Source organism: Amycolatopsis echigonensis, from assembly GCF_002846615.1.
Classification (GTDB): domain Bacteria; phylum Actinomycetota; class Actinomycetes; order Mycobacteriales; family Pseudonocardiaceae; genus Amycolatopsis; species Amycolatopsis echigonensis.
Genome location: NZ_PJMY01000003.1, coordinates 1366410 through 1393016 on the forward strand (window position 1 = coordinate 1366410; position 26607 = coordinate 1393016).

Below are 26607 nucleotides of genomic sequence, written 5' to 3' on the forward strand. Positions count from 1 at the left end.
GGAGCATTCGATGACCGGCCACGAGGTCGCCCCGAACGCACTGGACCGGCAGGTCGCCGCGCTGGGCAGACTCGGCGAGCAGACCGGGGAACTCGTCGGTTCGGCGGGACGGCTCGCCGACCGGCTCCCGCAGCTCGGCACCGCGCCGCCCGCACTGCATCTGGCGCAGCGGCTGCGCGAGGCCGCCGGACACGCCGGGCTCACCGGCGAACTGGGCGCGGCGGACACCGAGCTGACCGGGTTCCACGAGGCGCTGCGGGCCGGCATCCGGCGTTACCAGGAACACGAATCCGGGGTGCGGGAAGCGTTCCAGCGACTCGAACGGCAAGCCGAATGACCGCCGTGCTGCCGCCGCGCACCGGCGACGAGACCGTCCACATCGGACTCGTCGAGGCCGACCTGCTGGCCGCGCACGCGGGGGCGAGCTGGCCGTTTCCGTTGCGGGTGCCGTCCTACGGCCGGATCGACGGCGAACGCGAGATCCTGTTCGCCACCGCCGCGCACGCGCTGCGGGTGCGCGGCCTCGCGGACGAATCCGGGCCGGACGGCCTCGCCGCGGAAGCCGTGACCGCACTGCGCGAACGCCGCGGCATCGTTGATTTGGTGGTGGCGGACGCCGAGGGGGCGACCGCCGTCACCGCACTCGTCTACCAGTCGTCGGCGCTGATCTGCCGTCAGCGGCTCGAGGCGGACACGTTGTCGGTGCGCCGCGTGGACGAGACCGCGCTGGTGGACGCCGTGCTCGCGGAGATCCCGCACGTGGAGGCGGCTCGGACGATGCCGGTCACGCTGCCCGCGCACGCGGTCAAGGAGGCGATGGCGCTCGACGACGACGAGGACGACACCTCCCGTGCGCACCGGCTGCGCGACCTCGTCCGCGACAGCGGCGGCGACCCGGCGGCGCTGGACAGCCTCGTCGGGCTGGTCGTCCCGCTGACCGGCCGCGGCCAGCTCGGCGCGACCCGCGACGGGCGCACCCGGGAAGGCCGCGAACTGTCCTGGATGGACGGTCCGCGCGGCCGCGTCCGGATCAACCCCGCGCGCGACGGCTGGATCAGCGTGAACTCGCTGCGCCCGGCCGATCTGCGCTTCGCCCTCGGCGAGCTGGCCACTGTCGCGCGACGGCCGCGATGACCGCACCGAAAACGACCGGAGGACCTTCCGTGCCGATCCAAGATTCGGCGGCCTGGCTCGCCGAGTACCAGAAAAACCTGTCCCGGATGCGGGCGAACGCGGAGGCAGCGAGCGCGAGCCTCAGCCGCGTCGGCGGCCGTGCCGCGTCCCCGCGCGGCGAGGTCGAGGTCGAGGTGGGCCCGAGCGGCGCGCTGACCGATCTCCGGCTGAGCCCCGCCGCCCGCGCGCTGGAAGCCGACGCACTCGCCCGGCTCATCCTGGCGACCGTGCACGACGCGCACCGCCAGGCCGGCGCACAGGTCGTGGACATCATGACCGACTACGTCGGCGACGGCCCCGCGCTCCAGCTCGTCCGCGACAACCTGCCGGTCGAGGCCGCTCCGGCCGCGCCGCGCCAGGAGGACGACTACTTCGCGAACCCGGGGATCATCTCGTGACCGCCGGGTTCGAGGTCGACCCCGCGCAACTGCGCCGGCACGCGGCCACCGTCGGCGACCTGGCCGACCGGCTCGGCAATGTCGCCCGCAGCGCCCCCTCCGGGCTCGGCGACCAGGCACTCGGCGTCTTCGTGCAGTTCCTCACCGCGGGCCTGCAGTCGGCGGTCGCCAAGACCAATGACGCCGTCTCGCACGCTTCGTCCACTGTGGACAAGGTGAGCGCGAATCTCGCTCAGGCGGCGGAAAGCTACGAGCGTCGCGACCAGGGCAACGCGGCCTCGCTGCCCGGGAAGGACCTGCCGTGACTGATTCCGGCCAGCTGCTCGCAGACCTGAAAACCACCACCAAGGCGGTCGAGAACCACGACTGGGTGTCCGCCGGACTCGGCGGGGCCACCACCGCGCTCGACCTGCTCGGCGCGTCGCAGGACCCGCTCGCCGCCTTGACGTCCGCCGGGTTCGGGATGATCACCGAACTGGTGCGGTTCCTGGAAGAACCGTTGAAGCAGTTGCAGGGCAACCCGGATTCCGTGTCTTCGCACTCGCAGGGCATGGAGGGCAGCGGCCAGCAGGTGTCGTCGGTCGCGGAGGATTACCGGCAGTCGGCTGGTCCGGAAACGTCGGGATGGAGCGGTTCTTCGGCCTCGAGCTATCGCGACAACAGTTCGCAACACGCGGACTGCGTCGAGGCGGTCGGCCAGGCGGGCATCGCGATGGCCAAGGCGGCTACCGGCGCGGGGAAGGTCGTCGCGAAGGCACAGCAGGAGGTCGGCGGCCTCATTTCGGAGGCTGTCGGGCAGATCATCCAGCTGATGACGCAGGCGTTCGCCGCCGCGCAGGCGACATTCGGCGCGAGCATCGCGGCGGCGATCCCGCAGGCGGTGGCGATCGCTACCCAATACGGCGGGCAGATCGCGCAGAAGCTCGGCGTTTTGCTGTCGGACTCGGACAATCTGCTGCAGCTGATCACTTCGGTGACCCAGGGGCTGGAAGCGGCTACGCAGCTGATGACGAAGCTCAGCGAAGCTTCGAAGTCTGGTTCTGGGGACTCCAGTTCGGCTTCTTCGTCGGATTCGCAGTATCCGTCGTCGAGTTCGCAGTACCCGAGTTCGTCGGAGTCGCAGTATCCGGCGGATTCGCAGTACTCGGACTCGGATTCTGCTTCGCCGGATTCTCAGTACCCGGGCCAGCACCGCCCGCGCACTCCGGTCAGCACGACCCAGCAGACCTGACCGCTTCCGCCGCGACGAGTTCGACCTCGAAGCCGTCGGCGTTCTCCAAGTACGCGGCATAGTGCTCCGCGCCGCCCGCATGGGGATGCTTCTCCGGAAACATCAGCCGCCATCCATGCCGGGCGGCGTCGGCGGCCAACCGCTCGACCGTCGCCGCGTCCTCGACGTGGAACGCCAGGTGGTTCAGCCCCGGCCGACAGCGGTCGTGCCGGTCCGCGGTCAGCGCCGGGGATTGCTCGACCACGAGATATGTCGGCCCGAGCCGCCAGCTGCGTCCGGCGGCCCATTTCTGAAACGGCTGATATCCCAGCTCTTCCAGCAGCCATCCCAGCGATGCCGCCGCGCGGCCGAGGTCCGGCACCCACAACTCGACATGGTGCAGCGTCCCGTGCTCGCTCACGAGGGAGCCCGGTCCGAGCTGAGCACCACCCGCAGTTCCCGGTCCAGCTCCGCTCCCGGCTCCACCCCCAGGTCCGTCCGCAGCCGTTCCCGCATCCGCCGATGCACCGCCAGCGCATCAGCCCGCCTGCCACCGCCGTGGAGCGCCCGCATCAGCAGCACCGCCAACGGTTCCCGGTGCGGATGCACCGCCAGCAACGCCGACAGCTCGTGGACCACATCGTCGGTCCGGCCCAACTTCAGCTGCAGCAAGGCCTTCTCCTGCACCAACGTCAGCCGACGTTCGGTCAGCCGCACGCGCTCTCCCTCGGCGAACGGTCCGGGCAATCCGGCCAACGGCTCGCCGTGGAACAGGGCCAGCGCACCGGCGTAAGCCTCGACAGCCGCCGCCGGGTCGCCGCCGCGGGTGGCGGTCGAGGCTTCCGCGATCCGGTCGGTCAGCTCGGTGACATCCAGGTGCGCTCGCTCCGCGGCAAAGCGGTATCCGCCGCGATCGCTGCCGATGACGGAGTCTTCCGTCCTTTCACCAGCCCCACGCAGGCATTTCCGTAGTCGGTGCACGTAGACCGGAACCACCCGGCCACCGGTCCCGGGCGGTTCCAGCCCCCACACGCCGTCGAGCAGCTCTCCGGGGCTGACCGTCTCGCCAGGCCGCAGGACCAGCGCCGCCAGCAGCGCCTGCTGCCGCACCGGGCCCAGGTCGAGCAGGTTCGGCCCCCGCCAAGCCTGCAACGGGCCGAGCACGCTGAACCGCAACGCGTCCGGGCCAGCCGGAGCCGGGGCCACGCCCGGGGTGACCAGGCCGTGGTCGAAGGCGTAGACGATGGCCGCCGCCCGGTCGCGGAGGCGGAGTTTCGCGCACACCCGCTCGAAATGCGCCTCGACCGCGCTCGCGGAAATCCCCAGTGTTCCGGCGATCTCCGCATCCGTCAGACCCCGAGCCACCGCCGTCAGCACGTCCAGCTCGCGCGGTGTCAGCAACCCGGACGGCATCGCCGGGCGATCAGATGCCGCCGCACGGTAGGTCGTGAGCACGCGGCCGGTGACCGCCGGGTCAAGCCACGCTTCGCCCATCGCGACCGCTCGCACCGCGCGGATCAGGTCCTCGGCGGGCGAATCCTTCAGCACATATCCGACCGCACCCGCGCGCAGCACTCCGGCGAGCAGTTCGTCGTCGTCGAACGTGGTCAGCGCGAGCACCGGCGGACGCGGGCCGGACGCGCGCAGCCGCCGCGTCGCCTCGATGCCGTCGACGCGCTTCATCCGCAGGTCCATCACCACGGCATCGACGCTGTCGACCCCGCCGGCCGCTTCGAGCGCGGCCGGGACCTCGTCGCCGTCCGCGCACTCCCCCACCACCACGAACCCGTCGCGGCGGCGCAGGATCAGCCGCAATCCGGACCGCACCAGCTCCTGATCGTCAACCAGCAATACCCGCAGTTCCCCGGAGGCAGCGGTCACGACGCGGCCCCGCGCGCCAGCGGAACGGTCACGTCGACTACCCACTCGCCGCCCTCGGGCCCGGCAGACAGCCGCGCAGCCAGCTGGTCCGCCCGCGCCGTCATGCCCGCCAACCCCGAGCCGCCCTCGTTGCGCGCCGCACCGTTGTGTCCATTGCGGACAGTCAATCGGGCGTCCGCGGAACCTATCTCCAGCCGTACCAATGCTTTCTCCCCCCGAGCATGTTTGACCACGTTCGCCAGCGACTCCTGGGCGATCCGGTAGAGCCCCAACCCAACCGTGGCGCCGACCGCGGCCACGTCGCCCTCCAGTTCGTAGTCCGCGACCAACCCGGCCGCGCACGTTTCGGCCACCAGGTCCGCGATGTCGCCCGCACCGGGCAACGGCCGCGTTCCCGACGACTCCTGCGCGAGCAATCCAACCGTGCGCCGGATGTCCGCCATCGCAGCCCGCCCGATCCGCTCCGCCTCGGTGAGCGCCGCGACGGCCTCGTCGACGTCGCGATCCGTGCGCAACCCGTGCCGCGCGCCCGTGACGTGCAGCAACGTGATGCTCAGCGAATGCGCGACGACGTCGTGCACCTCGCGCGCGATCCGCTGGCGCTCGCCGAGCCGCGCCTGTTCCCGCACGGCTTCCTGCTTGCCGCGCTCGGCGTCCAGCGCGCGCACGTACCAGCGCAGCATGAACCCGGCGGCCAACCCGACCAGCACCGCCAGCAGATACACCGGGAATCCGACGAGCCCGACCGTCAACGCGGCGGCCCCGAGCACGGCAGCGGCCCCGCCGGTCGCCGCGAACGCGACCCGCGCCGACGCGATCGACCCCAGTTCGCCGGTGAGCACGGCCAACGGCATCGGCGCGAAGTCCGGCACGACCGGATAGGCCAGCAACAGCCCGATCCCGGCGAGCATCCCGAGCGCCTTCAGCCACGACGGCGCGAGCCTGCCGGTGCACACCCACAGCAGCGTCGACGACGTGGCCAGCAGAAACCCCGCGATCGCCGCCGGCAGCGCGGGTCCGACCCGCTGCCCCACCGCGACGACCAGCCCGCTCACCGTGAAGGCGGTCGTCCCCAGCGGCACCCACCAGGGCAGCGTGAGCCCGGACCGGGCCAAGCCGTCCGCCAGCCGGCCCCGCAACCGGTCCTTCGCTGTCTCCCACACGAGGTCCAGCCTAGGAAACCGCGTCCGAAGCCGCCCGGCATATCGGCGATATCCCGTCGCGTGCGCGTCCTGCTCAGCGTGCTCGCCGAGCAGACCGGTCAAGGTCCAGACCGTTCGGGCGGCGTGCGCATACCATGGGCGGATGACCGCGAGTGGCTACAACCGCCGGGAACGTCCCGCCAAGCCCGCGCTGAGCCGCGAAGGCATCGTCGCGGCCGCTCTCGACGTCGTGCGCCGCGAAGGGGCCGAGCGCGTCACCATGCGGCGGCTCGCGAAGGAACTGGACACCGGCCCGGCCTCGCTCTACGTCTACGTCCGCGACACCGACGAACTCCACGCCGCGGTGCTCGACGAACTCCTCGGCGAAGTCCCCACCACCGACAGTGCCGCCGAGGCCGACTGGCGCAGTCGCTTGTGGACAGTCCTGTCCACCTACCGCGACGTCCTGTACGCCCACCCCGGGCTCGCCCGCGTCGCGCTCGTGACCCCGCTGAACGGGCCGAATTACCTCGCCATCGTCGACACCGTGCTCGGCCTGCTCGCCGAAGCCGGGGTGCCGTCCGGGCCCGCCGCGTGGACGGTCGACCTGCTGCTGCTCGTCGCCACCGCCAGCGCGGTCGAGCACAGCAGCCGCAAGGACCGGCCAGAGACGGAACGCAAGCACGACGCGCTCGCCGAAACCGTCCGCGGCCTCTCGCCCGAAACGCATCCGAACATCGCCGCGGCGAGCGCGAACCTGTTCTCCGGCAACGGAGACATGCGTTCCCGATGGGCGATCGACGCCCTCCTCAACGGCGCGCGCACGACCCCGTTGCCCGACTGAGCGGATCGGATCGCGCCGGAAACAGCGGTTCCTCCAGTGTCCACCATGGACCAGTTCGCCGGAATAGCGGCGATAACGGGCGCAATGTCCGCTTGATCGATTCGCCTCAATTCCACACTTGATGCGGTCCCTCCTTTCGTAGGTTCCCCGGAAATTTTCGCCGATCTACCTTTGCAGTGGTCGGATCCACCTCCCCACCCTTTCCGAATTCTTTTTCTGCATGTCCACAAGGAGCATCAGAATGCAGATCAGAAAAACGTCCGCACTCGTTTCCCTGCTCGCCGCGGCCGGCCTCGCCGCGGCGATGGGCGCGACCCCTGCCTCCGCGGCCGCGGCCCAGCACCACCCGCAGCACCTCAAGCACGGCCTCGGACTGAACGTCGCCGGGCTGAAAGCCGCGCAGGCGGGCAAGCACGCCCACGCGAACTCCGCTCTCCCGGTGCACCAGCGCGCCACGGCCGAACTGCCGTCCAGCGGCGACCTCACCCAGTACACCAACGCCCCCGGCGACCAGGGCCAGGTCGGCTCGTGCGTCACCTGGGCGACCGGCTACACCGGCTACGGCGTGCTGATGAACGAGCAGGGCATCAGCGGCGGCCCGATGGCCCCGATGTTCATTTACTCCCAGATCGCCAAGGGCAACGACCAGGGCACCTGGGCGAGCGTCGCGCTGCCGATGGAACAGCAGCAGGGCATCGACACGAAGTCCGACTACTGGCAGGGCGATTTCGACTACACCACCCAGCCGGATCAGAACGAAAGGGCGAATGCGGCGAACTACAAACTGTCCGGCTACACGCAATTGTCGACGAGCGGCGACGCGGCGAAATCCGACATCGAGAACGCCATTTCCCAGGGCGAGCCGGTCGCGATCGGGTTCACCGTGCACCAGAGCTTCATGAACCTGGACGCCTCGACCGCGAGCGACTATTCGTACCTGCCCGGCGACTCGAACAGCGACCCCGTCGTCGGCGGCCACGAGGTGACCATCGTGGCCTACAACGACCAGGGCGTGAAGATCGAGAACAGCTGGGGATCCGGCTGGGGCGCGGACGGTTTCGTGACCGTGCCGTGGTCGTTCTTCAACACCGGCGACGTCGACGAGGTCAACGCGATGGGCAAGCTCGTCCAGAGCTGACCCGGGCAACGACCCGGGCAACGGCAAAGGGCTCCTTGCGGGAATTCCCGCAAGGAGCCCTTGTTCAGCGGATCAGGAAACTCAGACCAGGTCGTACCGGTCGTTGTTCATGACCTTGTGCCACGCGGCGACGAAGTCGCGGACGAACTTCTCCTTGGCGTCGTCGCAGCCGTAGACCTCGGCGACGGCGCGCAGTTCGGAGTTCGAGCCGAACACCAGGTCGTTGCGGGTCCCGGTCCACTTGACCTCGCCGGTGGCGAGATCGCGGCCCTCGAAGGACTCCGCGTTCGGGCCCTCGCCGTCGGCCGGCTTCCACTCGGTGCCCATGTCGAGCAGGTTGACGAAGAAGTCGTTCGTCAGCGTGCCCGGCCGGTCGGTGAAGACGCCGTGGGCCGAGTTCTGGTAGTTCGCGCCCAGCACTCGCAGGCCGCCGACCAGCACGGTCATCTCCGGCGCGCTCAGGTTGAGCAGGTTCGCCTTGTCGACCAGCAGGTACTCCGACGGCAGCCGGTTGGCCTTGCCGCGGTAGTTGCGGAACCCGTCGGCCTTCGGCTCGAGCGGCGCGAACGACTCGACGTCGGTCTGCTCCTGCGAAGCGTCGGTGCGGCCCGGCGTGAACGGAACGGTGATGTCGACCCCGCCGTCCTTCGCCGCCTTCTCGACGCCCGCCGCGCCGGCCAGCACGATCAGGTCGGCGAGCGAGATCTTCTTGCCGCCGGTCTGCGCGCTGTTGAACGCTTCCTGGACGCCCTCGAGCGTGCGCAGCACCTGAGCCAGCTCGTCCGGCTCGTTGACCTCCCAGCCGCGCTGCGGCTCGAGGCGGATGCGGGCGCCGTTCGCGCCGCCGCGCTTGTCGCTGTGCCGGTAGGTCGACGCCGACGCCCACGCGGTGGACACCAGCTGCGAAACCGTCAGGCCGGATTCGAGGATCTTCGCCTTGAGGTCCGCGACGTCCGCGTCGTTGACCAGCTCGTGGTCGACGGCCGGGACCGGGTCCTGCCAGATCAGCTCTTCCTGCGGCACCAGCGGGCCGAGGTAGCGCTGGATCGGGCCCATGTCGCGGTGGGTGAGCTTGAACCAGGCGCGGGCGAAGGCGTCCGCGAACTCGTCCGGGTTCTCGTAGAACCGGCGCGAAATCGGCTCGTAGATCGGGTCGAAGCGCAGCGCCAGGTCGGTGGTCAGCATGCTCGGCGCCCGGTTGAGCTCACCGGTCTCCGGGTCCGGCACGGTGTTCGCGGCGGCGTTGTTCTTCGGCTTCCACTGGTGCGCGCCGGCCGGGCTCTTGGTCAGCTCCCACTCGTAGGTGAACAGGTTGTGGAAGAACCAGTTGCTCCACTTGGTCGGGGTGGGGGTCCAGGTGACCTCCAGCCCGCTCGTGACGGCGTCCCGGCCCTTGCCGCTGCCGAAGCTGTTCTTCCAGCCGAGGCCCATCTGCTCGATCGGGGCGCCCTCCGGCTCCGCGCCGACGAACTTGTCCGCGTCGGCCGCGCCGTGCGTCTTGCCGAAGGTGTGCCCGCCCGCGATGAGGGCGACGGTCTCCTCGTCGTTCATCGCCATCCGGCCGAACGTCTCGCGGATGTCGCGCGCCGCGGCGATCGGGTCCGGGTTGCCGTTCGGGCCTTCCGGGTTCACGTAGATGAGACCCATCTGGACCGCGGCCAGCGGGTTCTCCAGCTCGCGGTCGCCCGAGTAGCGCTCGTCGCCGAGCCAGGTGCGCTCCGGGCCCCAGTAGACGTCCTCGTCCGGCTCCCACACGTCGGCGCGGCCGCCGGCGAAGCCGAAGGTCTTGAAGCCCATGGTCTCGAGCGCGCGGTTGCCGGCGAAGATCATCAGGTCGGCCCACGAGATCTTCTTGCCGTACTTCTTCTTGACCGGCCACAGCAGACGGCGCGCCTTGTCGAGGTTCCCGTTGTCCGGCCAGCTGTTCAGCGGCGCGAACCGCTGCTGCCCGGCGCCGGCCCCGCCGCGGCCGTCGTCGATCCGGTAGGTGCCGGCGCTGTGCCAGGCCATCCGGATGAACAGCGGGCCGTAGTTGCCGAAGTCCGCGGGCCACCACTCCTTGGAGTCGGTCAGCACCGCGTCGACGTCGCGGGCGACCTCGTCGAGGTCGAGGCTCTGGAACTCCTTGGCGTAGTCGAAGCCGTCGTCCATCGGGTCCGCCACGGCGGGATGCTTCCGGAGGATCTTCAGGTTGAGCTGGTTCGGCCACCAGTCACGGCTGCTGCCGCCCTCGGTCGGGTGCGCGAAGCGGCCCGTGTGGACCGGGCACCCGCCAGCGGTCTCCTCATTCATCTCGCCGACTTCGGCGTTCGGGGTGTCAGACACGGGAATCCTTCCGGAAATCAGGAATCAGTTTGCTGCCGTCGAACAGGCGGGGCATCGGCCCCAGTAGACGACCTCGGCCTCGTCGATGACGAAACCGTGTGCTTCGGACGCGGTCAGGCAAGGCGCTTCCCCGACCGCGCAGTCGACGTCCTCGATGGCGCCGCACGAGCGGCACACGACGTGGTGGTGGTTGTCGCCAACCCGGGCCTCGTACCGCGCGACCGAACCGGGCGGCTGGATGCGCCGCAGCAGACCCGCCTCGGTCAGTGCGCGCAGCACGTCGTAGACGGCCTGGTGGGACACCTCGCCGAGATCCGCGCGCACCATGCCGATGACGGATTCGGTGTCCGCGTGCGCGTTGGCGTGCACCGCGGAGAGCACGGCCAGCCTTGGGCGCGTGATCCGCAACTGCACTCCGCGCAGCAGCTGCTCGAAGTCCGTGGTCGTCGGCATGCCCCGGAGTCTGCCGCATTTTCTGGAATGAATCAAGAATCTGTCACCCACTCCGGTTGTCCTCCTCCTGGCGGTCGCTTGACAGCCCGGACGGTCTACGGTGAGTAGGCCCGAAGAGACGTCCGACACATCCGAGGTGACGCCAGAAATGACCGAGGCCGTCGAATCGCCCAGTTCGCACCCGGTCGGGGTCGATATCACGCGAGCGAGCATTGCCCGGGTGTACGACGCCGCGCTGAACGGCACGAACAACTACGAGATCGACCGCAGGGTCCTCGACCAGGTGCGGACCGTGGCCCCCCAGGTCAACGACCTCGCCTGGGCCAACCGCAACTTCCTGATCCGCGCCTGCCGGTTCCTCGCCACCCAGGGCAGGATCACGCAGTACCTCGACTGCGGGTCTGGCCTGCCCACCGCGGAGAACACGCACCAGGTCGTGCAGCGGATCATCCCCGAGGCGCGCGTGCTGTACGTGGACAACGACCCGGTGGTGCTCGCGCACGGCCGCGCGCTGCTCGAGGAGAACGAGAACACCCGCTTCATCGACGCGGACATCTTCAAGCCCGAGCAGATCCTGCAGAACGAGACCGCGCGCGAGTTCCTCGACTGGACCCAGCCGATCGCGTTGCTGCACAACGGAACCCTGCACCACTACCTCGGCGACGACTACGCCGAGATGATGCAGACCTACGTGGACGCGCTGCCGTCCGGATCGTTCGTGGTCATCGCGCACTTCCTCGACCCGCAGACGCCGGAGCACAGCCAGATCGCCCGGCAGATGGAGGAGAAGTTCACGCACAGCCCGATGGGCAGCGGTCTCTTCCGCACCTACGACGAGATCGCGCGGATGTTCGGCGGCACCGAACTCGTCGAGCCCGGCCTGGTGCTGTGCGACGACTGGTGGCCGGACGGCCCTCGCTACCAGCCGCTGAACCAGGTCCAGGAGTGCATCGCGGGCGGGGTCGGCCGGAAGGCCTGACGCTCTCGCTCGTCTTCGTTTCGAGGCCTCCCCGCGGTCACGCGCCGCGGGGAGGCCTTTTTGTCAGTCGAGGATGCGGTAGTCCAGGTCGGACAACGGCGAATCCGGGTTGAGCGCGACGCCGACCGTGCGCAGGGTGTCGTCGAGGATCGACCAGACCCAGCGGGCCAGCAGCTGGCGCAGGTCCTCGCGGTCGATGCCGCGCGGGGCGTCGAGCCAGCGCGCGGTGCTGGATTCGACGAGCCCGACCAGTCCGTAGGCGATGGTCTCCCCGACTCGCTGGTCCGCGCCGAACAGGCCGAGGTAGTACTCGAACAGCACGGTCAGCTGCTGGGCGATCGCGGTTTTCACGTCCGCGACGACGTCGCGCGGCCCGGTCACCGACTGCCGCATCAGATAGTGGTAAAGCTCGCGGTGTTCGGAAATCCATTCGATATGCGCGCCGATCGTCGCGTACACGATTTCGCGCGGAGTGCCGGAAACTCCCCACAGCGGCGCGAATTGCGCGCCGATCATTTCCGCCGCGCGCAAGGCGATAGCGCGCTGCAGATCGGCGGCGTCGGCGAAATGCTTGTAAATGCGCGTGCGAGCGACGCCGGCCTCGTCGGCGATCTGCTCGGTGGACACCTCCGGCCCGTACCGGGCGATCGCGCGCATTCCGGCTTCCACGAACTCCCGGCGCCGGCGTTCGCGCTGCCCTGCCCACCGGGTGGCCCGCCCGTCGGGCGGAGTACCTGAGGACGTCATCCGCGCGAGTGTATCGCCGGGTCACATACCAGATACGCCACTGTCCCTGTTACTTTGGGTATAGAGGGATGACTGTCAGTGGTCGAGGTTCCTTCGATGCGGCGGTTGCCTGCGCGGCGGCGGTTGTGTCGACGTGACCCAGATCACGGACCGGGAGTGCGTCATCGGCGCGAGGGGAGCGAGTCGCGTCGATGAAGCGAGCGCCGCCCACCAGGGCAGCGTGCAGGGAGGAACACACATGGACGGCGAACAGCACCGGGCGGAACTGTCCACCGGGCACCGGGTCACCTACCTGGTCGGCCAGCGCACCGGCAGGCGTCAGCTGTGCCGGCGCGGGGTGGTCACCGGGGCCCCGGTCACCGACGACGCCACCGCGGTCACCTGGGTCCCGGTCCAGGTCGACGGCCAGGCAAGAGACGCGAATCCGCAGTGGATCTCGGCGGACGCGATCATCGACGTGGTGAGCGCGTCATGAGCGCGGAACAGGCCGTGGCCACCCCGATTTTCGACGGCGTGGTCGCCGAAGCCGGGCTGGACTGGTCCGAAGAGGACGTTCCCCAGGGCGGAGCGGACGAGGGCAAGAAGCCCGGCTCGACCAAGTAACCGGCGGCGTCTCCGCTGGACGTCTCAGCACCGGTCAACCCCGGTGCGGTTTTCGCGCGCCCGCATCCGGTCGGGCGGAGGGCACTGAGCCACTTCGGGGTCACCGGTTTGTGCGGTCGATACTGCACTCGTCCGGGTGAATTTCAGGCTGCCGAACCTCGGTGAGCGCTGCCCATTTCGCCCCTGGGCGGGAGACCCGCGGTACCGCGTCCCGACCGGCCCGGGTCGGCTCGTCCGGTGCCGTCTCCGCGTGCGCGGATTGCCTCGGGCCGCTAGCCGCCGGGTGCTGACCGATCCGTCCAGAATCGCGCGAAGAATCAACGCCTGGCTTCCTCCAAATACCGCAGAACCGCGGTCACCCGCCGATCAGCACTGTCGTCCGGCGCTAACTGCAGTTTCGCGAAAATGCTGCGGATATGCTTGTGGACCGCGCCGTCGGTCACCACCAATCGTTCGGCAATCGCGCCATTTCCCCATCCTTCCGCCATGAGTGCCAGCACCTCCCGTTCCCGCGGGCTGAGCCGTTCGAGTCCGGAATCCGCGCGCGTCCGGGTCAGCAGCTGCGCCACCACTTCCGGATCGATCGCCGTCCCGCCGTCGGCCACCCGGTTCAGGGCTTCCATGAACTCGGCGACCCGCCCGACGCGTTCCTTCAGCAGATACCCGAGCCGCGCGCTGCCGCTGCCCAGCAGGTCGGTCGCGAAGGCCTGCTCGACGTAGGCTGACAGCACCAGCACCGCCAGCCCCGGACGTCGGCGACGGGCTTCGACCGCCGCGACGATGCCTTCGTCGGTGTGCGTCGGCGGCATCCGGACGTCCACAACCGCGGTGTCCGGCTCGTATTTGTCCACGGCGGCAAGGAAATCGGCCGGGTTGTCGGTGGTCGCGACGACGTCGAGGCCCTCGGCGTGCAGCAGGAGCGCGAGTCCTTCGCGCAGCAACGGGTCGTCCTCGGCGATCACAATCCGCATGGCAGGCTCACAGTCAGGATGGTCGGTCCGCCGGCGGGGCTCGCCAGCGCGAATGTTCCGTCGAGCGCCTCGATCCGGCGGCGCATCCCGCCGAGTCCCGAGCCGCCGGTTTCGGCCGCACCGCCGCGGCCGTCGTCGGTGACGCGGAGGCGGAGCACGTCGTTCTCGCGTCGCAAGACCACTTCGGCGCTGCTGGCACCGCTGTGCTTGGCGACGTTCGTGAGCGCTTCGGCGACCACGAAATACACCGACGCCTCCACCGAAGCGGCGTACCGGCCAGGCAGGTCGGCGTCGATCGTGCACGGGACCGGACAGTCCGCGGCGAGCGCGGTCAACGCGTCGGCGAGGTTCCGGTGGGCCAGCACGGGCGGCAGGATGCTGCGCACCACCGCACGCAATTCCGCGAGAGCAGCCTCGGTGGCGTCCTGCACGCGGCCGAGGATCTCGTCGACGTCTTCCGAACCGCGGGCGGCTGCCCGGCGGGCCGCGCCGACCAGGACGTTCACCGCGACCAGCCGGTTTTGTGTGCCGTCGTGCAGCGCTCGCTCGATGCGGCGCAGTTCGGTGGAATGCGCGTCGAGCGCGGCGGCCCGGGTGGCAGTGAGGTGGGCGATCCGGAGCGCGACGTCAGCGTCCGAGCCCGCGGGCAGCAGCCGTCGGCCGGGCAGCGCCTGCAGCCGTGCCAGCGCGGGCAGCAGCGCGACCGACAGGAACGCCCACGCAACACCGAGAAGCGACACCGGGAGAGCTTCCGCCAGGCTGTGCACCGGCCAGCCCAGTGACGCCGTCGCGTCGTCCGGCGGGAGCAAATACCAGTAGAGCGGGAAAAGCCCGTCGCGCGCGGTGTTGAGCACGATCGTCAGCGCGATGAAGCCGAGCAGGAAACCGGTCAGGCCGTGCACCGCGAGCCACAGCAGTTCGCGTTGCACCGTCCGGTCGCGCAGGGCCGCACCGAGCCGTTCGGGACCCGGTCCGGGGCTGATCACGTCCGGTTTCATCGCGGTGAGCCGGATCCGTTCCCGATCGGCGACCGCGTGCACGACGCGCAGCATCGGCCGTGCCAGCAGCACTCCGACGCCCACCAGGCACAGCACCGCGACCACGGCTACGCCGAGCAGGACCAGCAGCGCCAGCACCGAGGTGCCGATCCCGCCGACGAGGTGTTCCAGCGCGTCGAGGGCAGCCCGGACGCGCACGGTCCACGGACGCGGCCGGGGTTCGCCCGCGGTTGCCATCGCACCTCCTAGCGCCTCCTGCGCCGAACCCTAGCCCAGAAATCCGCCCCGACGCCGCCGCGGCGCGAAGGAGTACAGCCTGCTGTACCTCGAATCCTCCTGTGCACGGGATCGTCTTGCCGAGCCTCGATTCGTAGCGTTCCCGGCATGACGAAATCCCCTCCCAGAGAAAGCACTCGGCCGCTGCTGTGGGGCGTGCTGGTGCTCAGCGGCGCAGCCAACGCCGTCACCTCAGCCCTCGGCGTGAACCTCGTGCTGAGCACCGTTTTCGGCGTCGTCACCCTCGCCGCGGGCATCGCGCTCATCGCGAACTACCGCACCCACCGCTGAACCGTCCACAACGGAGACAACAGCCATGACTGCCTTCCGCGCTTTCGTCGCGCGCCGCCCGATCACGACCTTCTTCACGCTCGCCATCACACTGAGCTGGCTCGGCTGGATCCCTTACGTGCTCTCGGACAACGGCCTCGGCATCGTCCACTTCGGATTCCCGCCAGTGCTCGGCACGACGCAAATCCTGGGCATGCTCCCCGGTGCATACCTCGGTCCGATCTTCTCCGCGTTCCTCGTCACCGCGCTTGCGGAAGGCCGCCCCGGACTGCGGGCGTGGGTCGGCCGGTTGCTGCGCTGGCGGGTGAACTGGAGGTGGTACGCACTCGCGCTCTTCGCTGTCCCGGTCGTGCTGACGCTGTCCAGCCTGCCGTTCGCCGGAGCGTTCCGGGTCCCCGCCGCGTCGCTGATCCTGGTGTGGGTCTTAGGTTTCGTGCTGCAGGTGCTCACCACTGGCCTCGCCGAAGAACCCGGCTGGCGCGATTTCGCCCTGCCGCATCTGCAGCCGAAGTACGGCCCGTTGCGCGGAACGCTGATCCTCGGTCCGCTGTGGGGCGTCTGGCATCTGCCGTTGTTCTTCACCGAATGGGGCCATTGGCCGGACGTGACGGTCTGGTCGGTGCTCGAGTTCGTCGCGACCGCCATCGCGATCAGCTTCGTGATGACCTGGGTGTTCAACCGCAGCGGCGAAAGCTTGCCGATCGCGCTGCTGCTGCACGCCGGGATCAATAACTACCTCTCCGTCGCCTGGGCGGAACTGTTCCCCAGCGCGGACCCGAAACTCGCCGAGCACCTGCTGTTCGCCGCGTTCGCCGCAGCCGCGCTGATCGTGCTCACTGCGACCAAGGGCCGTCTCGGCTGCCCGCGCTCGACGACGGAATCCCGGAGCGAACTCCAGGTCGTTCAGTAGTAGATCTGGCCGGGGACGCCGCCGCCGACCGCGATGGCGTCTCCGTTGATCGCCACGCTGCGCGGGGACGCCAGGAACGCCACCACGTCCGCTACCTCAGCCGCAGTCACCAAGCGCCCGATGCTCACCCCGGCGGTGAGGCCCTTTTCCAGCTCCGCCACCGAAATCCCGCGTGCCGCGGCGATCTCGGCGAACTTCTCCGGCGTCCGCTCGGTGACCGTGTACCCCGGATGCACGACCGTCACGGTGATTCCCTGCGGCCCCAGCTCGTCGGCGAGGTTCTTGGTCATCGCCGCGACCGCGACGTTGCGGATCGAACCGAACGTCGAACCGGCCAGCCGCGCGTTGAGCCCGCTGACGTTCACGATCCGGCCCCAGCCGCGCTCCCGCATCCCCGGCGCGAGCGCGCGGGCGCACCGCAGGTAGCCGAGCACCTTGGTCTCGATCTCGAGGCGCAGGTCCTCGTCGCGCAGGTCGTCGAGCGGCGTCCGGACCCCGCTCGACGCCGGAGCCGCGCAGTTGACCAGGAGATCCGCCGCCCCGAACTCCGCGTTGACCCGCTCCGCCATCGCCGTGACCGCAGCGTCGTCAGTGGTGTCCGTGGCCACGGCTACCACCTTCGTGCCGTGCCTGCCGACGCTTTCCGCCGCAGCGGCAAGCGCTTCAGCGTCCCGGGCGACGAGCGCGAGGTCCGCTCCTTCCGCCGCGAGCACCTCGGCAACCGCCAGCCCGATCCCGCGGTTGGCCCCCGTGACGACCGCGCATTTGCCCTTCAGACCGAGATCCACGGCTTCTCCCTCGAAGTCAACGACGACGGCGAGGCTTACCGCGCCCGCCGGACTTGGGCACGTTCCGGCGACGGTCCGGTTCGCGCTGCTTCTTCTTGGCAGGCGCCTTGCCCGTCTTCGCCTGCGTTTCCTGCCGCCCGCGGGTGCTGTTCACCGTGCGCCCACGAACGATCCCGATGAACTGCTCCACCAGGTCGCTGGTCTCGCCCTCCGGCCAGGACAACGCGACGCGCGACTGCGGCGCGTCCTCGACCGGCCGGTAAGTGAGGTCGCGACGATGGTGCAGCCGGGCGAGCGACTGCGGCACCATCAGCACGCCGACGCCCGCAGCCACCAGCTCGATCGCGTCGCCGGTCGTCTCCGGCCGCTCAAGCGCGGGCTTGCCGGGCAGGTGGTCCCACCCGAGCGAGTCGTCGAGCGGATGCAGCACGAGTTCGTCCGCGAGGTCCGCGATGGACACCTCGTCGGCGGCCGCGACCAGGTGATCCTTGGGGACGACGACCACCGTGGTCTCGGTGTAGAGCGGGATCGCGTGCAGGCCCTCGCGGTCGTCGGACAGCCGCAGCAAAGCCGCGTCGACCCCGCCCTCGCGAACGACGTCGGCGGCCTCGGCGGCGGTGACCGCGACCAGGTCAAGCGGCACTTCGGGATGGCGTTCGCCCCAGATCCGGACCCACTTCGCGGGGGTCGCACCCGGAACGTAGGCGAGCCGGAACGCCGAGGGCTGGTCGGCTCCTGTCACGTGGCAAGGCTACCGGCGAAGGGGCGCCGGTTACGCTGGTGGGCATGACGGCGCAGAAGACCCCCCAGACCATGAAGCCGGCGACGGCAGCGAAGAAGCTGGGCGTCTACCTCGAAGCGACCCCCGCAGAATTCCGCGCGGGCGCCGTCTCGCGCGACGAACTGAACGCCCTGCAGACCGACCCGCCGGAATGGCTGCGCGAACTCCGCCGCAACGGCCCGCACCCGCGCCCGGTAGTGGCAGCGAAACTGGGAGTCTCCATCGGCGGCCTCGCCCGGGGCGGCATCACCGAAGCCCTGACGACGGACCAGATCGAGGCCCTGAAGACCGAGAACCCCGCCTGGCTGCAACGCGAACGCGAAACCCAAGCCGAAGTCCGCCGCGAAGCCGCCCGCCTGGCCGCGGAGAAGACCGCCTAGGCAGTCCACTTCGGACACTCCCGGCTCGGCTCGACGCCCGTGAAGGCTCCTTCACCCCCGAGCCCGGTGCTGCGACGCACCCAATGTGGCATCCGCTCCATCCCACACACCCAATGCCGCATTGAGGTTTCTCAGTAGCGCGCGTGCCGCTAAGCACTCACTATCGCAATGCTGGCCAGCGCCGAACACTGCTGACGCATGGATCGCAGAACCTAACTCCGCAGGTATCTGCGAGGAAGTCAGAGCCCCTCACACCTCCCCCGATGACCTCGGCATCGCCCGCGAGGCGCGCCAAACCGCCGCCGACGCACCCAACAATCGAGGCTCCCACACCACCCCCGCACCCCGATACGAAGCCCCCCTGCGGTCTGGGGGTGCTTGTCAAGGCATCTTTCCCGCCTTGACAAGCACCCCCAGACCGTCAGCACACTCAGGCTTCGGGGTGCCCCACGCGAGGACCGGGCGCAATGTCGCCGCCAGGCGACGAGCAGACGAACCTCACAACCACCCCCGATCCTCAGCCACCCTCACCGCCCCCATCCGGTTCCGCGCCCCAGTCTTGGCAATAGCCCCCGACAAATAATTCCGCACCGTCCCCTCCGACAAATACAAACTCCCCGCGATCTCCGCCACCGACCCCCCACCCCGAGCGGCGATCAACACATCCCTCTCCCGAGCAGTCAATGGCGATTCCCCCGCAGCCAAAGTCGCGACCGCCAATGCCGGATCCACCACCCTCTCCCCCGCCATCACCCGCCGAATCGCATCGCCCAACGCCTCCGCGGGCGCGTCCTTGACCACAAACCCGACAGCCCCAGCCTCCATGGCCCGCCGCAAATACCCAGCCCGCCCGAACGTCGTCAACACGACCACCCGGCACTCCGGCGCCTGCTCCGCCAGCACCGCCGCCGCGGCCAACCCGTCCAGCCCCGGCATCTCGATGTCCAGCAACGCGACGTCCGGCCGATGCTCAAGCGCCGCCCCCACCACCTCGTCCCCTCGCCCCACCTGGGCGACCACCTCGAAGTCGTCCTCCAGGTCAAGCAAGGTCCCCAACGCCTGCCGCACCAGTGCCTGGTCATCCGCGAGCAACAACCGAATAGTCACGCTTCCCCCACTGTCACCCGCAAGCGCCACCCCCGAGGCCGCACCGGCCCCGCGTCCATCCGCCCGCCAGCCGCCGCCACGCGATCCCGCAGCCCGGACAACCCATTCCCGGGGTCCGACGCGGAACCGACACCGTCGTCCCGAATCTCCACGGAATCCCCCGAAACAATCACCGCACAACTGGTCGCCCGAGAATGCCGGACCACATTCGTCAATCCCTCTCGGACCACCCAGCCGAACAATTCCTGATGCGGCCCGTCCGCCGCAGTCGGCAACTCCGCGCTGATCCCCGCCGCCCGCAGCAATTCCCGCCCACGCGCAAGCTCCCCGGCAAGCGTCACCTCACGGTAACCGGAAACCGCCGCCCGAACATCCGCGAGCGCCTGCCGGGACAACTGCTCGACCTCCCCGATCTCCTCGACCGCTCGCCCATCCCCCTTGGCCGCGAGCCGCCGGGCAAGATTGCTCTTCACCGTGATCGCAGTGAGCGAATGCCCCAAGAGATCATGCAAATCCCGCGAAATTCGCGACCGCTCCGCATCAGCTGCCAACCGCTGCACCTCCGCCCGCGCCTGCACCAGCGCCCGGTTCGCCCGCAACGCCTCCGCGAACGCGACGACCACCAGCACGGTGAACACCAGCGCAGCCGCCTGCGCCCACCCCGGATCGGTATGCCAGACCGCCCACGGCACCACCACAGTCGCCGCCGCGGCGATCGGCACGAGGACCACACCCCAGCGCGGCAATCGTGGAACAGCGAGCGAAACCACCACCGCAAGCAGGTAAAACGCGTTCGCCCGAGCGATCGGCAGCACGACGGCGAACAGCGCCGTCAACACCCCGGTCAGGATCCAGAAGAGCCGGCTCCGAAACGCGTAAGCAGCAACGGCCGCCCCGATGTAGCACGCGCAGAACGCCAGCAGCACTACCACCGCCACTGGCTGGCCGGCCGTCTGGGCGAGGACGATCAGCGGATACACCAGGAGGCCGGCGTCCAGCACGAGCCGGCGCCAGCCCAGTACCCAGCGTTGCGCGTCGGAATCGGGGCCGCGGTCCACGTCCGGCACGCTACTCGGAGAACAGCGAACGCACGTGCCGTCCGTTGACCAGGACGACCACTGCCAGCAGCAGCAATCCGCAGACGCCCTGTTCCAGCCGGACCCACAGCGGGAGGAACCCCGGGATCGAGACGATGACGATGATCGCGACCGTCATCACCGCCGACACGATCCGGAGCCGCAGCAGCCCCCGTTTCGACCCGCGAGCCGCGCTTCTCGCGAACAGGAACGTGAGCAGCGCGCTGGCCGCGACGATCGTGGCGCGGACCCAGACGACGTCGGTGACCATCGACGGGTCGTTGCGGAAGAGGAAGATCGCGCCGAGAGTGAGCACGCTCAGCGCCAGGTAAGCCCCGGTGAGGACGCGGACCGCCCGTAGTGCCGGGTCGGTGCGGAGCGGAGAGGAAACCGTTGCGGGACGGGAGTTCATGACTGTCCTTTCCGGACCATCAGCCGGCCCGGTGGATCCGGCGCCGCTTGCCCGTCCCATGGTGGGCGGACGGGCAAGCGGGCCGTAGTGTCACCGCGCATCAGTGCGCGATGACATTTGTCAGAACCCGGTCATCCGCGACGTCAGCGGGCAGCCGTGAGCTTCGGCCCGATCGCCGCGCCGACGACCACGAGCACTCCGCCGAGAACGAGCAGATACGCGCCGAGGCCGATCTTCGACAGGTCCTCGGAGAACATCGCGACGATGCCGGCGATGTGGAAGATCAGCATCAGGGTGGCCCGCCCCGCGAAGACGGTGCGGTACCACCAGAAGTTCGGCGGCGTCAGCTCGCGGCTGCGGATCCCGCTCAGCCAGTAGGCGGACTTCTTGGTGCGCAGCGCGCCGAGCACCCACGGGAGGGTGGCCCCCAGCGACGCGGCGATCAGCACGAAGGCGAGGAACCGCACGTACATCGCGGCGAAGCTGTCGGAGCCGGACGTCATCTTGCCGAAGGCGTCGATGAAGGTGACCGAGGCCGTCTGGGAGCCCAGCGTGAACGTGACCCAGGGGACGAAGAGGGCGACGATCTCGAGAATGCCGCCGAGAGCCACCGGGATGGCGCCGAGCCCGGGCTTGGTGAGGGGCTGGTTCTGGGCCGGATAGGCCTGGCCGGGCGGCGGCGCGGCGTAACCGGCCCCCGGCTGCGGCTGGGCGGGATAGCCCGGCTGTTGTGCTGGATAACCCTGCTGGCCGGGGTAAGCGGGCTGGCCGGGGTACGGCTGACCCGGCTGCGGCTGGCCGAACTGGGGCTGGCCCGGTTGCGGCTGGCCGAATTGCGGTTGCCCGGGTTGCGGTTGGCCGGGTTGCGGCTGTGCCGGTTGTCCCAGGTACTGCCCCTGCGCAGGCTGCCCCGCGTACTGCTGCGGCTGCCCGGCCTGGCCCGGGTACGAGCCCGGCGCGGGCTGGCCCGGGTACTGTTGCGCGGGCTGTCCGTACTGCGGCGGCTGCCCCGGCTGCTGCGGATAACCCGGCTGAGCGCCGGCTTGCGGATAACCCGCCCCGGCGCCCGCCGGAGGCGCCTGCCATCCCGGCGGGACCGCGCCCGGCTCCTGCGACGTGCCAGGCTGCTCTTGTGGACCCCCTGAGGTGCTCATGGCCGCCGATGGTAACTGCCGTACCGACTCGGCGAACGGTGAAAGTCCGGCTCGGCCATGACCAGTCCGCACCACGGGACCGAGTGGCCCCCGGATAACCGCACAACGAGGCCGCTGACCACGCCAATCACCACGGCCCGCGCAACCAGGATCACTGACCTGCCGGGCCTCCCCCGCCGATGCAACGCACCCGCCCAGTGCTCGCACCCTGTCCGCGCAGCGCCTCCAGACGCGCGACGCGGACCGGCCTCACCGCGCCAACCTCACCGAGCAGCGCGCAAGATCAGCTCCGCGACCACCTCCGGCTGCGAAACCAGCACCGCGTGCGACGCGTCCGCCACCTCGACGACCTCGGCCTCCGCGCGTTCCGCCATGAAGCGCTGCGCTGCGGGCGGGATGTTCTTGTCCGCAGTGGGAATCAGGCTGTACACCGGCAAGTCCTTCCACGCCGGTGCGGGCGAAGCCTCGTCCAGGGCCGCCGCGGCGATCGGGCGTTGACCTGCCGCCATCAGAACGGCCTGCGCGGCCGGGACGTCCGCCGCGAATTGCTGGTGGAAGAGGTCCTGCCGGACGTACAGGTCGGCACCGCTCGACAGAGCGACCTGCTCCAAAGTCTCCCCGAGCGTCCCGCCAGGGAACTTCCCGGCCAGCTCACCGGCGCTTTCGCCCTCGTCCGGAAGGAAACCCGCGATGTAGACGAGCGCCCGCACCCCGGGGTGGCCCACCGCGGCGGCCGAGATAACCGAGCCGCCGTAGGAGTGGCCCACCAGGACGATCGGGCCCTCGATGCTGTCCAGCAAAGACCGCACGGAGGCGGCGTCCTCGGCGACTCCGCGCAGCGGGTTCGCCGCCGCGATCACCCGGTGCCCGGCGGCTCGCAGCCGCTCGATCTCCCCGTTCCAGCTGGACGAATCCGCGAACGCGCCGTGCACCAGAACGACAGTGGCAGTCATGGGTCCTCCTCAGAGAAAGTTCCGAACGCCGCTAACAGTACAACTAAGTTGTGCACGATCAAGTTGTACTCAATGAGACCTGCGTCATGGTTCTCGATAGGCCCGGGGCGGGGCGCCGAGCAGGCGGCTGAACATCGTCGTGAAGGCGGCGGGGCTTTCGTATCCGAGCGTGACCGCGACCTCGGCGACCGGAAGGTCCGCGGCCAGCAGCGGGAGCGCGTGCAGCACACAGGCCCGTTCGCGCCAGCGGGCGAAGCTCAAGCCCGTTTCAGCACGGAAGAGGCGATGCAGAGTCCGCTCGCTGACGTGCAATTCCTCCGCCCAGCGAGACGGCGGATCGTGCACATCGGGAGCGTCCGAAAAGGACTGACACAGTGCGCGCAAGCCCTCGTGCCGCGGCCACGGGAGTTCCAGCGGCAGCGGAACGCAGCGGGAGATCTCGTGCAGCAGAAGGGAAATCAGCGTAGCATCGCGGCCGCGGCGGGGATACTCGGGAGCGACGTCTACGGCTTCCCGCAGCAATTCCCGCAGCAGAGGCGAGACGTCGACAGTCTGACAGCGGCGCGGAAACCACGGTACGGCCGACGGTTCCAGGTAGAGACTGCGCGTGGTCACGTTCGTCATCACGACGCTGTGGTCGGTCTCCGGCGGGATCAGCACCGCGCGCCGCGTTGGGACGGTCCAGGTTCCATCGGCAGTTCCGACGCGCATGGAACCGGTGGCACCGTAGAGGAACTGCGCGCGACGGTGGCGATGCGGCGGCAGGAAGTGGTCCGGCGGATAGTCCGTGCTGATCGCGAGCACGGCCCTCGGCAGGGCGTCCACCTCGGACAACGGAACGTTGCGCATGCCTCCAGGGTAGGTGTCCGATACTCGAAAGAACCTGGCGAATCTTCGAATGCGAGCCGCATCCGTGACGATCTACTTTGAGGCCAGTGCTGACCTCGATCCTGACTCTTCTGCTTTTCGGCTGCCTCAGCGGCGTCACGACCGTGCTGTTCGGTTTCGGCGGCGGGTTCGTCACCGTGCCGGTGGTCGCAGCGGTCACGAATCGCGGCGACGCGATGCACGTCGCCGTCGCTACGTCCACCGCGGTGATGGTGGTGAACGCGGCCAGCGCGACCGTCGTGCAAGCCCGGGCCGGACGTCTCCGTCGCGATTACGTCTGGCCGCTCGCCGCGTTCGTCGCGATCGGCGCCATCGCGGGTTCGATTGCCGCGACCTATACGGGAGACGGATTGCTGCGGATCCTGTTCGTCACCTACCTGGCAGTGACCATTGTGGACAGTCTGGCGCGCGGCGGATTCCTGAAGCCGCAAGGAAAACCGAAGCCGCTGAGCACGTTCACGACGACCGCGGGCGGCGTCGGAATCGGTGCGGTGGCAAGCTTTCTCGGAGTGGGCGGCAGCGTCATGACGGTGCCGTTGCTGCGCCGCAAGGGGCTTCCGATGGCGGACGCGGCCGCGATGGCGAACCCGCTCAGCGTGCCGGTCGCGGTCGTGGCGACGGCGGTCTACGCGACGGCGAGCGGCGGACCGTCGGGGTATCTCGATCCCATCGCGGGCGTGGCGCTGCTGGCCGGTTCACTGCCGACGATCGCGCTCGTGCGACGGGTCGCCGACCGGTTGCCGGACAAGGTGCATGCCGTCGCGTACGTGGGGCTGCTGGCGGCGGCGCTGATCGCGGTCGCGGTCAGCTGAGCACGGACCGGACGGCCTCCTCGTCGCGGGCGACCACGGTGGTGCCGTCGTCGGCGGTGATGATCGGCCGCTGGATCAGCTCGGGGTGCTCGGCGAGCGCGGCGATCCACCGCGGACGGTCTTCCGGGGTACGGGACCAGGATTTCAGCTCGAGTTCACCGGCGATTTTCTCGCCGGTGCGGGTGATGTCCCACGGGTCGAGGCCAAGCCGGTCGAGCACCGCGACGAGTTCCGCCTCGGTCGGCGGGTCCTCCAGGTAGCGGCGCACGGTGTACTCCGCGCCGGCCTCGTCGAGCAGCGACACCGCCGAGCGGCACTTGGAACAACGCGGGTTCACCCAGATCTCCACCCGGGCAGTTTAACCCGCGCCGGATCGGGCGGAGTCCTTGGCGGACAAGAGCGTTCGGTGCGTCCTGGATCACCTGCCCCGACCGGGTGGAACGGGCGTACCGTTCGTACATGACCCTGCCGCTGACCACCGACCGTCTCGTGATCCGGGACTGGACGCCGGACGACGCCGAAGCCGCGTACCAGATCTACGGCTCTTCCGATGTCACGCATTGGCTCACGCCCGCGATGGACCGGGTCGCCGACGAAGCGGCGATGCGGTCGGTGTTGCAAGCGTGGCAGGAGGCGCAGCCCAATCTGATTCCGCCCCGGGGACGGTGGGCCGTCGAGCTTCGGTCCGACGGGCGGGTCATCGGCGGGCTGGGGATCCGGTTGCTGCCGCCCTACCGCGAGGATTTGGAGCTGAGCTGGCAGTTGCGGCCCGAGGAGTGGGGACACGGGTACGCGACCGAGGCCGCGCGGGCGTTGGTGGAGTGGGCGTTTCAGCAGGACGGGACCGACGAGTTGTTCGCGGTGGCGCGGCCCAGCAATTCCCGGGCGATCGCTACCGCGGAGCGGATCGGGATGCAGTGGGTCGGGGAGACTACGAAGTATTACGAGCTGAGGTTGCAGGTTTACCGGATTCGGCGGGGGGATGTTGTTTGAGTCCTCCGCTGGCTCGTCGCCTGGCGGCGACATTGCGCCGGGTCGTGCGGTGGGGCACCCCGAAGCCCGAGTGTGCTGACGGTCTGAGGGTGGTTGTCAAGGCGGGAAAGATGCCTTGACAACCACCCTCAGACCGCAGGGAGGCTTCGTATCGGGGTGCGGGGGTGGTGTGGGTGCCTCGATTGTTGGGTGCATCGGCTGCGGTTGGGCTGGTCGTGGTCCGCGAAGGGCTCCTTGAGGAGATCTTGGTTCCTCGAGGAGCCCTTTACGTACGTCGTGCAGTCAGCGGGTGGCACCTGCGGGGGTCCAGAGGGCGTCGATTTCTCGTTCCGCTGCGGAAAGGCTTTCTTCGGCGTGCGAGCGGAATTCCGCCAGTGCGGGGTTGACGTCTGCCATGGTGAATTCCGCCGTGATGAAGCGCGGTTCCAGGCCGGTCAGCGAAAGGCCGTGCGGCAGCCAGCCTTCTGCGTGGTCCCAGCCGTGTCGGGGGGTGCCTTCGCCGTAGCCTCCGCCGCGGCTGGCCACGACCAGGAGTTCCCGGCCTGCGCCCAGCACTGACGGGTCGTCGCCTGCGGACGCGATCAGGCGGTCCACCCAGGCCTTCACCGAGCTCGGTGCGCCGTAGTTGTAGAGCGGCAGGCCCAGCAGCACGGTGTCCGCGGCCAGTACCTCCGCGGCCAGTTCTTCGCCGATTCGCGCGGCTTCGCGGTGGGCTGCGGTGTGCTCGGACGCGGGGAGGATCCGGGCTTCCCAGGCCAGCGGATCCAGGTGCGGGATCGGGTTCGCGCCGAGATCTCGGTAGGTCACCGTCCCGTCCGGGTGGGCGGCGAGCCAGGCCTGGGCTGCCCGGGCGCTGAGCTTGCGGCTCACCGAGCGGTCGCCGTTGATGCTGGAGTCGAGGTGCAGCAGGTGTGCCATGTCGAT

33 protein-coding genes are annotated in these 26607 nt (G+C 69.5%); 15 read left to right on the forward strand and 18 right to left on the reverse strand.

Features of this window, described 5'->3' with window-relative positions:
* The first annotated feature begins 10 nt into the window (after positions 1–10).
* Genes ATK30_RS10920 through ATK30_RS10940 form a run of 5 tightly spaced genes read left to right on the forward strand, consistent with a single transcriptional unit; the run spans position 11 to position 2802 of the window.
* Positions 11–337, forward strand: a complete 327-nt coding sequence (locus ATK30_RS10920; protein ID WP_101435499.1) for a hypothetical protein — start codon at positions 11–13, stop codon at positions 335–337.
* Entirely contained in the window at positions 334–1134 is an 801-nt protein-coding gene (locus ATK30_RS10925) for an ESX secretion-associated protein EspG (protein WP_101435500.1), read from the forward strand. Before ATK30_RS10920 ends, ATK30_RS10925 begins: the two co-directional genes overlap by 4 nt.
* Before the next feature lie 29 nt (positions 1135–1163).
* Positions 1164–1571 carry a YbaB/EbfC family nucleoid-associated protein gene (locus ATK30_RS10930; protein ID WP_244194582.1) on the forward strand — a complete coding sequence of 136 codons (408 nt, stop codon included), beginning with the start codon at positions 1164–1166 and terminating at the stop codon, positions 1569–1571.
* Positions 1568–1876, forward strand: a complete 309-nt coding sequence (locus ATK30_RS10935) for a type VII secretion target (RefSeq protein ID WP_101435502.1) — start codon at positions 1568–1570, stop codon at positions 1874–1876. Before ATK30_RS10930 ends, ATK30_RS10935 begins: the two co-directional genes overlap by 4 nt.
* On the forward strand, positions 1873–2802 hold the full coding sequence (locus ATK30_RS10940; RefSeq protein ID WP_101435503.1) for a hypothetical protein: 930 nt from the start codon (positions 1873–1875) through the stop codon (positions 2800–2802). Before ATK30_RS10935 ends, ATK30_RS10940 begins: the two co-directional genes overlap by 4 nt.
* On the opposite strand, the gene ATK30_RS10945 is transcribed toward ATK30_RS10940, so the two are convergent.
* The 3 genes from ATK30_RS10945 to ATK30_RS10955 are packed head-to-tail and all read right to left on the reverse strand — an operon-like array spanning position 2780 to position 5825.
* Positions 2780–3202 (reverse strand): VOC family protein, encoded by a 423-nt coding sequence (locus ATK30_RS10945; RefSeq protein ID WP_101435504.1) that lies wholly within the window; start codon positions 3200–3202, stop codon positions 2780–2782. The genes ATK30_RS10940 and ATK30_RS10945 overlap by 23 nt on opposite strands.
* Positions 3199–4662 (reverse strand): BTAD domain-containing putative transcriptional regulator, encoded by a 1464-nt coding sequence (locus ATK30_RS10950; RefSeq protein ID WP_101435505.1) that lies wholly within the window; start codon positions 4660–4662, stop codon positions 3199–3201. The genes ATK30_RS10945 and ATK30_RS10950 overlap by 4 nt, the downstream gene beginning before the upstream one ends.
* The gene (locus tag ATK30_RS10955; protein WP_101435506.1) at positions 4659–5825 is read right to left on the reverse strand and encodes a sensor histidine kinase; all 1167 of its coding nucleotides are present in this window, start codon (positions 5823–5825) and stop codon (positions 4659–4661) included. The genes ATK30_RS10950 and ATK30_RS10955 overlap by 4 nt, the downstream gene beginning before the upstream one ends.
* A 142-nt stretch (positions 5826–5967) precedes the next feature.
* Between ATK30_RS10955 and ATK30_RS10960 the strand changes: the two genes are divergently transcribed.
* Together ATK30_RS10960 and ATK30_RS10965 are read left to right on the forward strand one after the other, a co-directional pair.
* Positions 5968–6648: a TetR/AcrR family transcriptional regulator gene (locus ATK30_RS10960; RefSeq protein ID WP_101435507.1), complete on the forward strand. Its 681-nt coding sequence runs from the start codon at positions 5968–5970 to the stop codon at positions 6646–6648.
* 241 nt (positions 6649–6889) lie between these two features.
* Positions 6890–7786 carry a C1 family peptidase gene (locus tag ATK30_RS10965; RefSeq protein ID WP_101435508.1) on the forward strand — a complete coding sequence of 299 codons (897 nt, stop codon included), beginning with the start codon at positions 6890–6892 and terminating at the stop codon, positions 7784–7786.
* 81 nt (positions 7787–7867) lie between these two features.
* Here ATK30_RS10965 and katG read toward each other — a convergent pair whose 3' ends face one another.
* Both katG and ATK30_RS10975 read right to left on the reverse strand, forming a co-directional pair.
* A complete protein-coding gene (gene katG, locus ATK30_RS10970) occupies positions 7868–10111 on the reverse strand; it encodes a catalase/peroxidase HPI (protein ID WP_101435509.1) in 2244 nt (747 codons plus the stop codon).
* 24 nt (positions 10112–10135) lie between these two features.
* Entirely contained in the window at positions 10136–10564 is a 429-nt protein-coding gene (locus tag ATK30_RS10975) for a Fur family transcriptional regulator (protein WP_009073531.1), read from the reverse strand.
* Positions 10565–10712: 148 nt separating this feature from the next.
* On the opposite strand from ATK30_RS10975, the gene ATK30_RS10980 reads away from it, so the two are divergent.
* Entirely contained in the window at positions 10713–11543 is an 831-nt protein-coding gene (locus tag ATK30_RS10980) for an SAM-dependent methyltransferase (RefSeq protein ID WP_101435510.1), read from the forward strand.
* Between the two features lie 63 nt (positions 11544–11606).
* Here the strand turns inward: ATK30_RS10980 and ATK30_RS10985 are convergent, their stop codons facing one another.
* The gene (locus ATK30_RS10985; protein WP_101435511.1) at positions 11607–12290 is read right to left on the reverse strand and encodes a TetR/AcrR family transcriptional regulator; all 684 of its coding nucleotides are present in this window, start codon (positions 12288–12290) and stop codon (positions 11607–11609) included.
* A 238-nt stretch (positions 12291–12528) separates the two neighbouring features.
* On the opposite strand from ATK30_RS10985, the gene ATK30_RS10990 reads away from it, so the two are divergent.
* Both ATK30_RS10990 and ATK30_RS46840 read left to right on the forward strand, forming a co-directional pair.
* On the forward strand, positions 12529–12765 hold the full coding sequence (locus ATK30_RS10990; RefSeq protein WP_101435512.1) for a hypothetical protein: 237 nt from the start codon (positions 12529–12531) through the stop codon (positions 12763–12765).
* A complete protein-coding gene (locus ATK30_RS46840; RefSeq protein WP_279629989.1) occupies positions 12762–12893 on the forward strand; it encodes a hypothetical protein in 132 nt (43 codons plus the stop codon). The genes ATK30_RS10990 and ATK30_RS46840 overlap by 4 nt, the downstream gene beginning before the upstream one ends.
* A 317-nt stretch (positions 12894–13210) precedes the next feature.
* Here the strand turns inward: ATK30_RS46840 and ATK30_RS10995 are convergent, their stop codons facing one another.
* Positions 13211–13864, reverse strand: a complete 654-nt coding sequence (locus tag ATK30_RS10995) for a response regulator (protein WP_101435513.1) — start codon at positions 13862–13864, stop codon at positions 13211–13213.
* Positions 13852–15099, reverse strand: a complete 1248-nt coding sequence (locus tag ATK30_RS11000) for a sensor histidine kinase (RefSeq protein ID WP_101435514.1) — start codon at positions 15097–15099, stop codon at positions 13852–13854. The genes ATK30_RS10995 and ATK30_RS11000 overlap by 13 nt, the downstream gene beginning before the upstream one ends.
* Positions 15100–15246: 147 nt before the next feature.
* Here ATK30_RS11000 and ATK30_RS44665 point away from each other — a divergent pair, with 147 nt between their 5' ends.
* Positions 15247–15429, forward strand: coding sequence for a hypothetical protein (locus tag ATK30_RS44665; RefSeq protein ID WP_143271368.1), 183 nt, complete (start codon positions 15247–15249; stop codon positions 15427–15429).
* A gap of 25 nt (positions 15430–15454) precedes the next feature.
* Complete coding sequence (locus ATK30_RS11005; protein ID WP_101435515.1) at positions 15455–16339, forward strand: CPBP family intramembrane glutamic endopeptidase; 885 nt, start codon at positions 15455–15457, stop codon at positions 16337–16339.
* On the opposite strand, the gene ATK30_RS11010 is transcribed toward ATK30_RS11005, so the two are convergent.
* Entirely contained in the window at positions 16333–17127 is a 795-nt protein-coding gene (locus ATK30_RS11010; RefSeq protein ID WP_101435516.1) for an SDR family NAD(P)-dependent oxidoreductase, read from the reverse strand. The two genes, ATK30_RS11005 and ATK30_RS11010, sit on opposite strands and share 7 nt — an antisense overlap.
* Before the next feature lie 16 nt (positions 17128–17143).
* Positions 17144–17869: a LysR family substrate-binding domain-containing protein gene (locus tag ATK30_RS11015; RefSeq protein WP_101435517.1), complete on the reverse strand. Its 726-nt coding sequence runs from the start codon at positions 17867–17869 to the stop codon at positions 17144–17146.
* Positions 17870–17913: 44 nt separating this feature from the next.
* Here ATK30_RS11015 and ATK30_RS11020 point away from each other — a divergent pair, with 44 nt between their 5' ends.
* Positions 17914–18288 (forward strand): DUF5997 family protein, encoded by a 375-nt coding sequence (locus tag ATK30_RS11020; RefSeq protein ID WP_101435518.1) that lies wholly within the window; start codon positions 17914–17916, stop codon positions 18286–18288.
* Between the two features lie 498 nt (positions 18289–18786).
* On the opposite strand, the gene ATK30_RS11025 is transcribed toward ATK30_RS11020, so the two are convergent.
* The 6 genes from ATK30_RS11025 to ATK30_RS11050 form a co-directional block, all read right to left on the reverse strand.
* On the reverse strand, positions 18787–19395 hold the full coding sequence (locus tag ATK30_RS11025) for a response regulator transcription factor (RefSeq protein WP_101435519.1): 609 nt from the start codon (positions 19393–19395) through the stop codon (positions 18787–18789).
* The gene (locus tag ATK30_RS11030) at positions 19392–20453 is read right to left on the reverse strand and encodes a sensor histidine kinase (RefSeq protein WP_244194583.1); all 1062 of its coding nucleotides are present in this window, start codon (positions 20451–20453) and stop codon (positions 19392–19394) included. The genes ATK30_RS11025 and ATK30_RS11030 overlap by 4 nt, the downstream gene beginning before the upstream one ends.
* A gap of 10 nt (positions 20454–20463) precedes the next feature.
* A complete protein-coding gene (locus ATK30_RS11035; RefSeq protein WP_101435521.1) occupies positions 20464–20883 on the reverse strand; it encodes a hypothetical protein in 420 nt (139 codons plus the stop codon).
* A 143-nt stretch (positions 20884–21026) separates the two neighbouring features.
* Positions 21027–22037, reverse strand: coding sequence for a hypothetical protein (locus ATK30_RS44670; RefSeq protein ID WP_143271369.1), 1011 nt, complete (start codon positions 22035–22037; stop codon positions 21027–21029).
* 263 nt (positions 22038–22300) lie between these two features.
* Positions 22301–22990 carry an alpha/beta fold hydrolase gene (locus ATK30_RS11045; protein WP_101435522.1) on the reverse strand — a complete coding sequence of 230 codons (690 nt, stop codon included), beginning with the start codon at positions 22988–22990 and terminating at the stop codon, positions 22301–22303.
* Between the two features lie 84 nt (positions 22991–23074).
* Positions 23075–23839, reverse strand: coding sequence for an AraC family transcriptional regulator (locus tag ATK30_RS11050; protein WP_101435523.1), 765 nt, complete (start codon positions 23837–23839; stop codon positions 23075–23077).
* An 86-nt stretch (positions 23840–23925) separates the two neighbouring features.
* Between ATK30_RS11050 and ATK30_RS11055 the strand changes: the two genes are divergently transcribed.
* Entirely contained in the window at positions 23926–24690 is a 765-nt protein-coding gene (locus tag ATK30_RS11055; RefSeq protein WP_101435524.1) for a sulfite exporter TauE/SafE family protein, read from the forward strand.
* On the opposite strand, the gene ATK30_RS11060 is transcribed toward ATK30_RS11055, so the two are convergent.
* Positions 24683–25039, reverse strand: coding sequence for an ArsC/Spx/MgsR family protein (locus tag ATK30_RS11060; protein ID WP_101435525.1), 357 nt, complete (start codon positions 25037–25039; stop codon positions 24683–24685). The genes ATK30_RS11055 and ATK30_RS11060 overlap by 8 nt on opposite strands.
* A gap of 110 nt (positions 25040–25149) precedes the next feature.
* Here ATK30_RS11060 and ATK30_RS11065 point away from each other — a divergent pair, with 110 nt between their 5' ends.
* Positions 25150–25683, forward strand: a complete 534-nt coding sequence (locus tag ATK30_RS11065; protein ID WP_101435526.1) for a GNAT family N-acetyltransferase — start codon at positions 25150–25152, stop codon at positions 25681–25683.
* 282 nt (positions 25684–25965) lie between these two features.
* On the opposite strand, the gene ATK30_RS11070 is transcribed toward ATK30_RS11065, so the two are convergent.
* Entirely contained in the window at positions 25966–26601 is a 636-nt protein-coding gene (locus ATK30_RS11070; protein WP_101435527.1) for an FMN-dependent NADH-azoreductase, read from the reverse strand.
* Between the last annotated feature and the right edge of the window lie 6 nt (positions 26602–26607).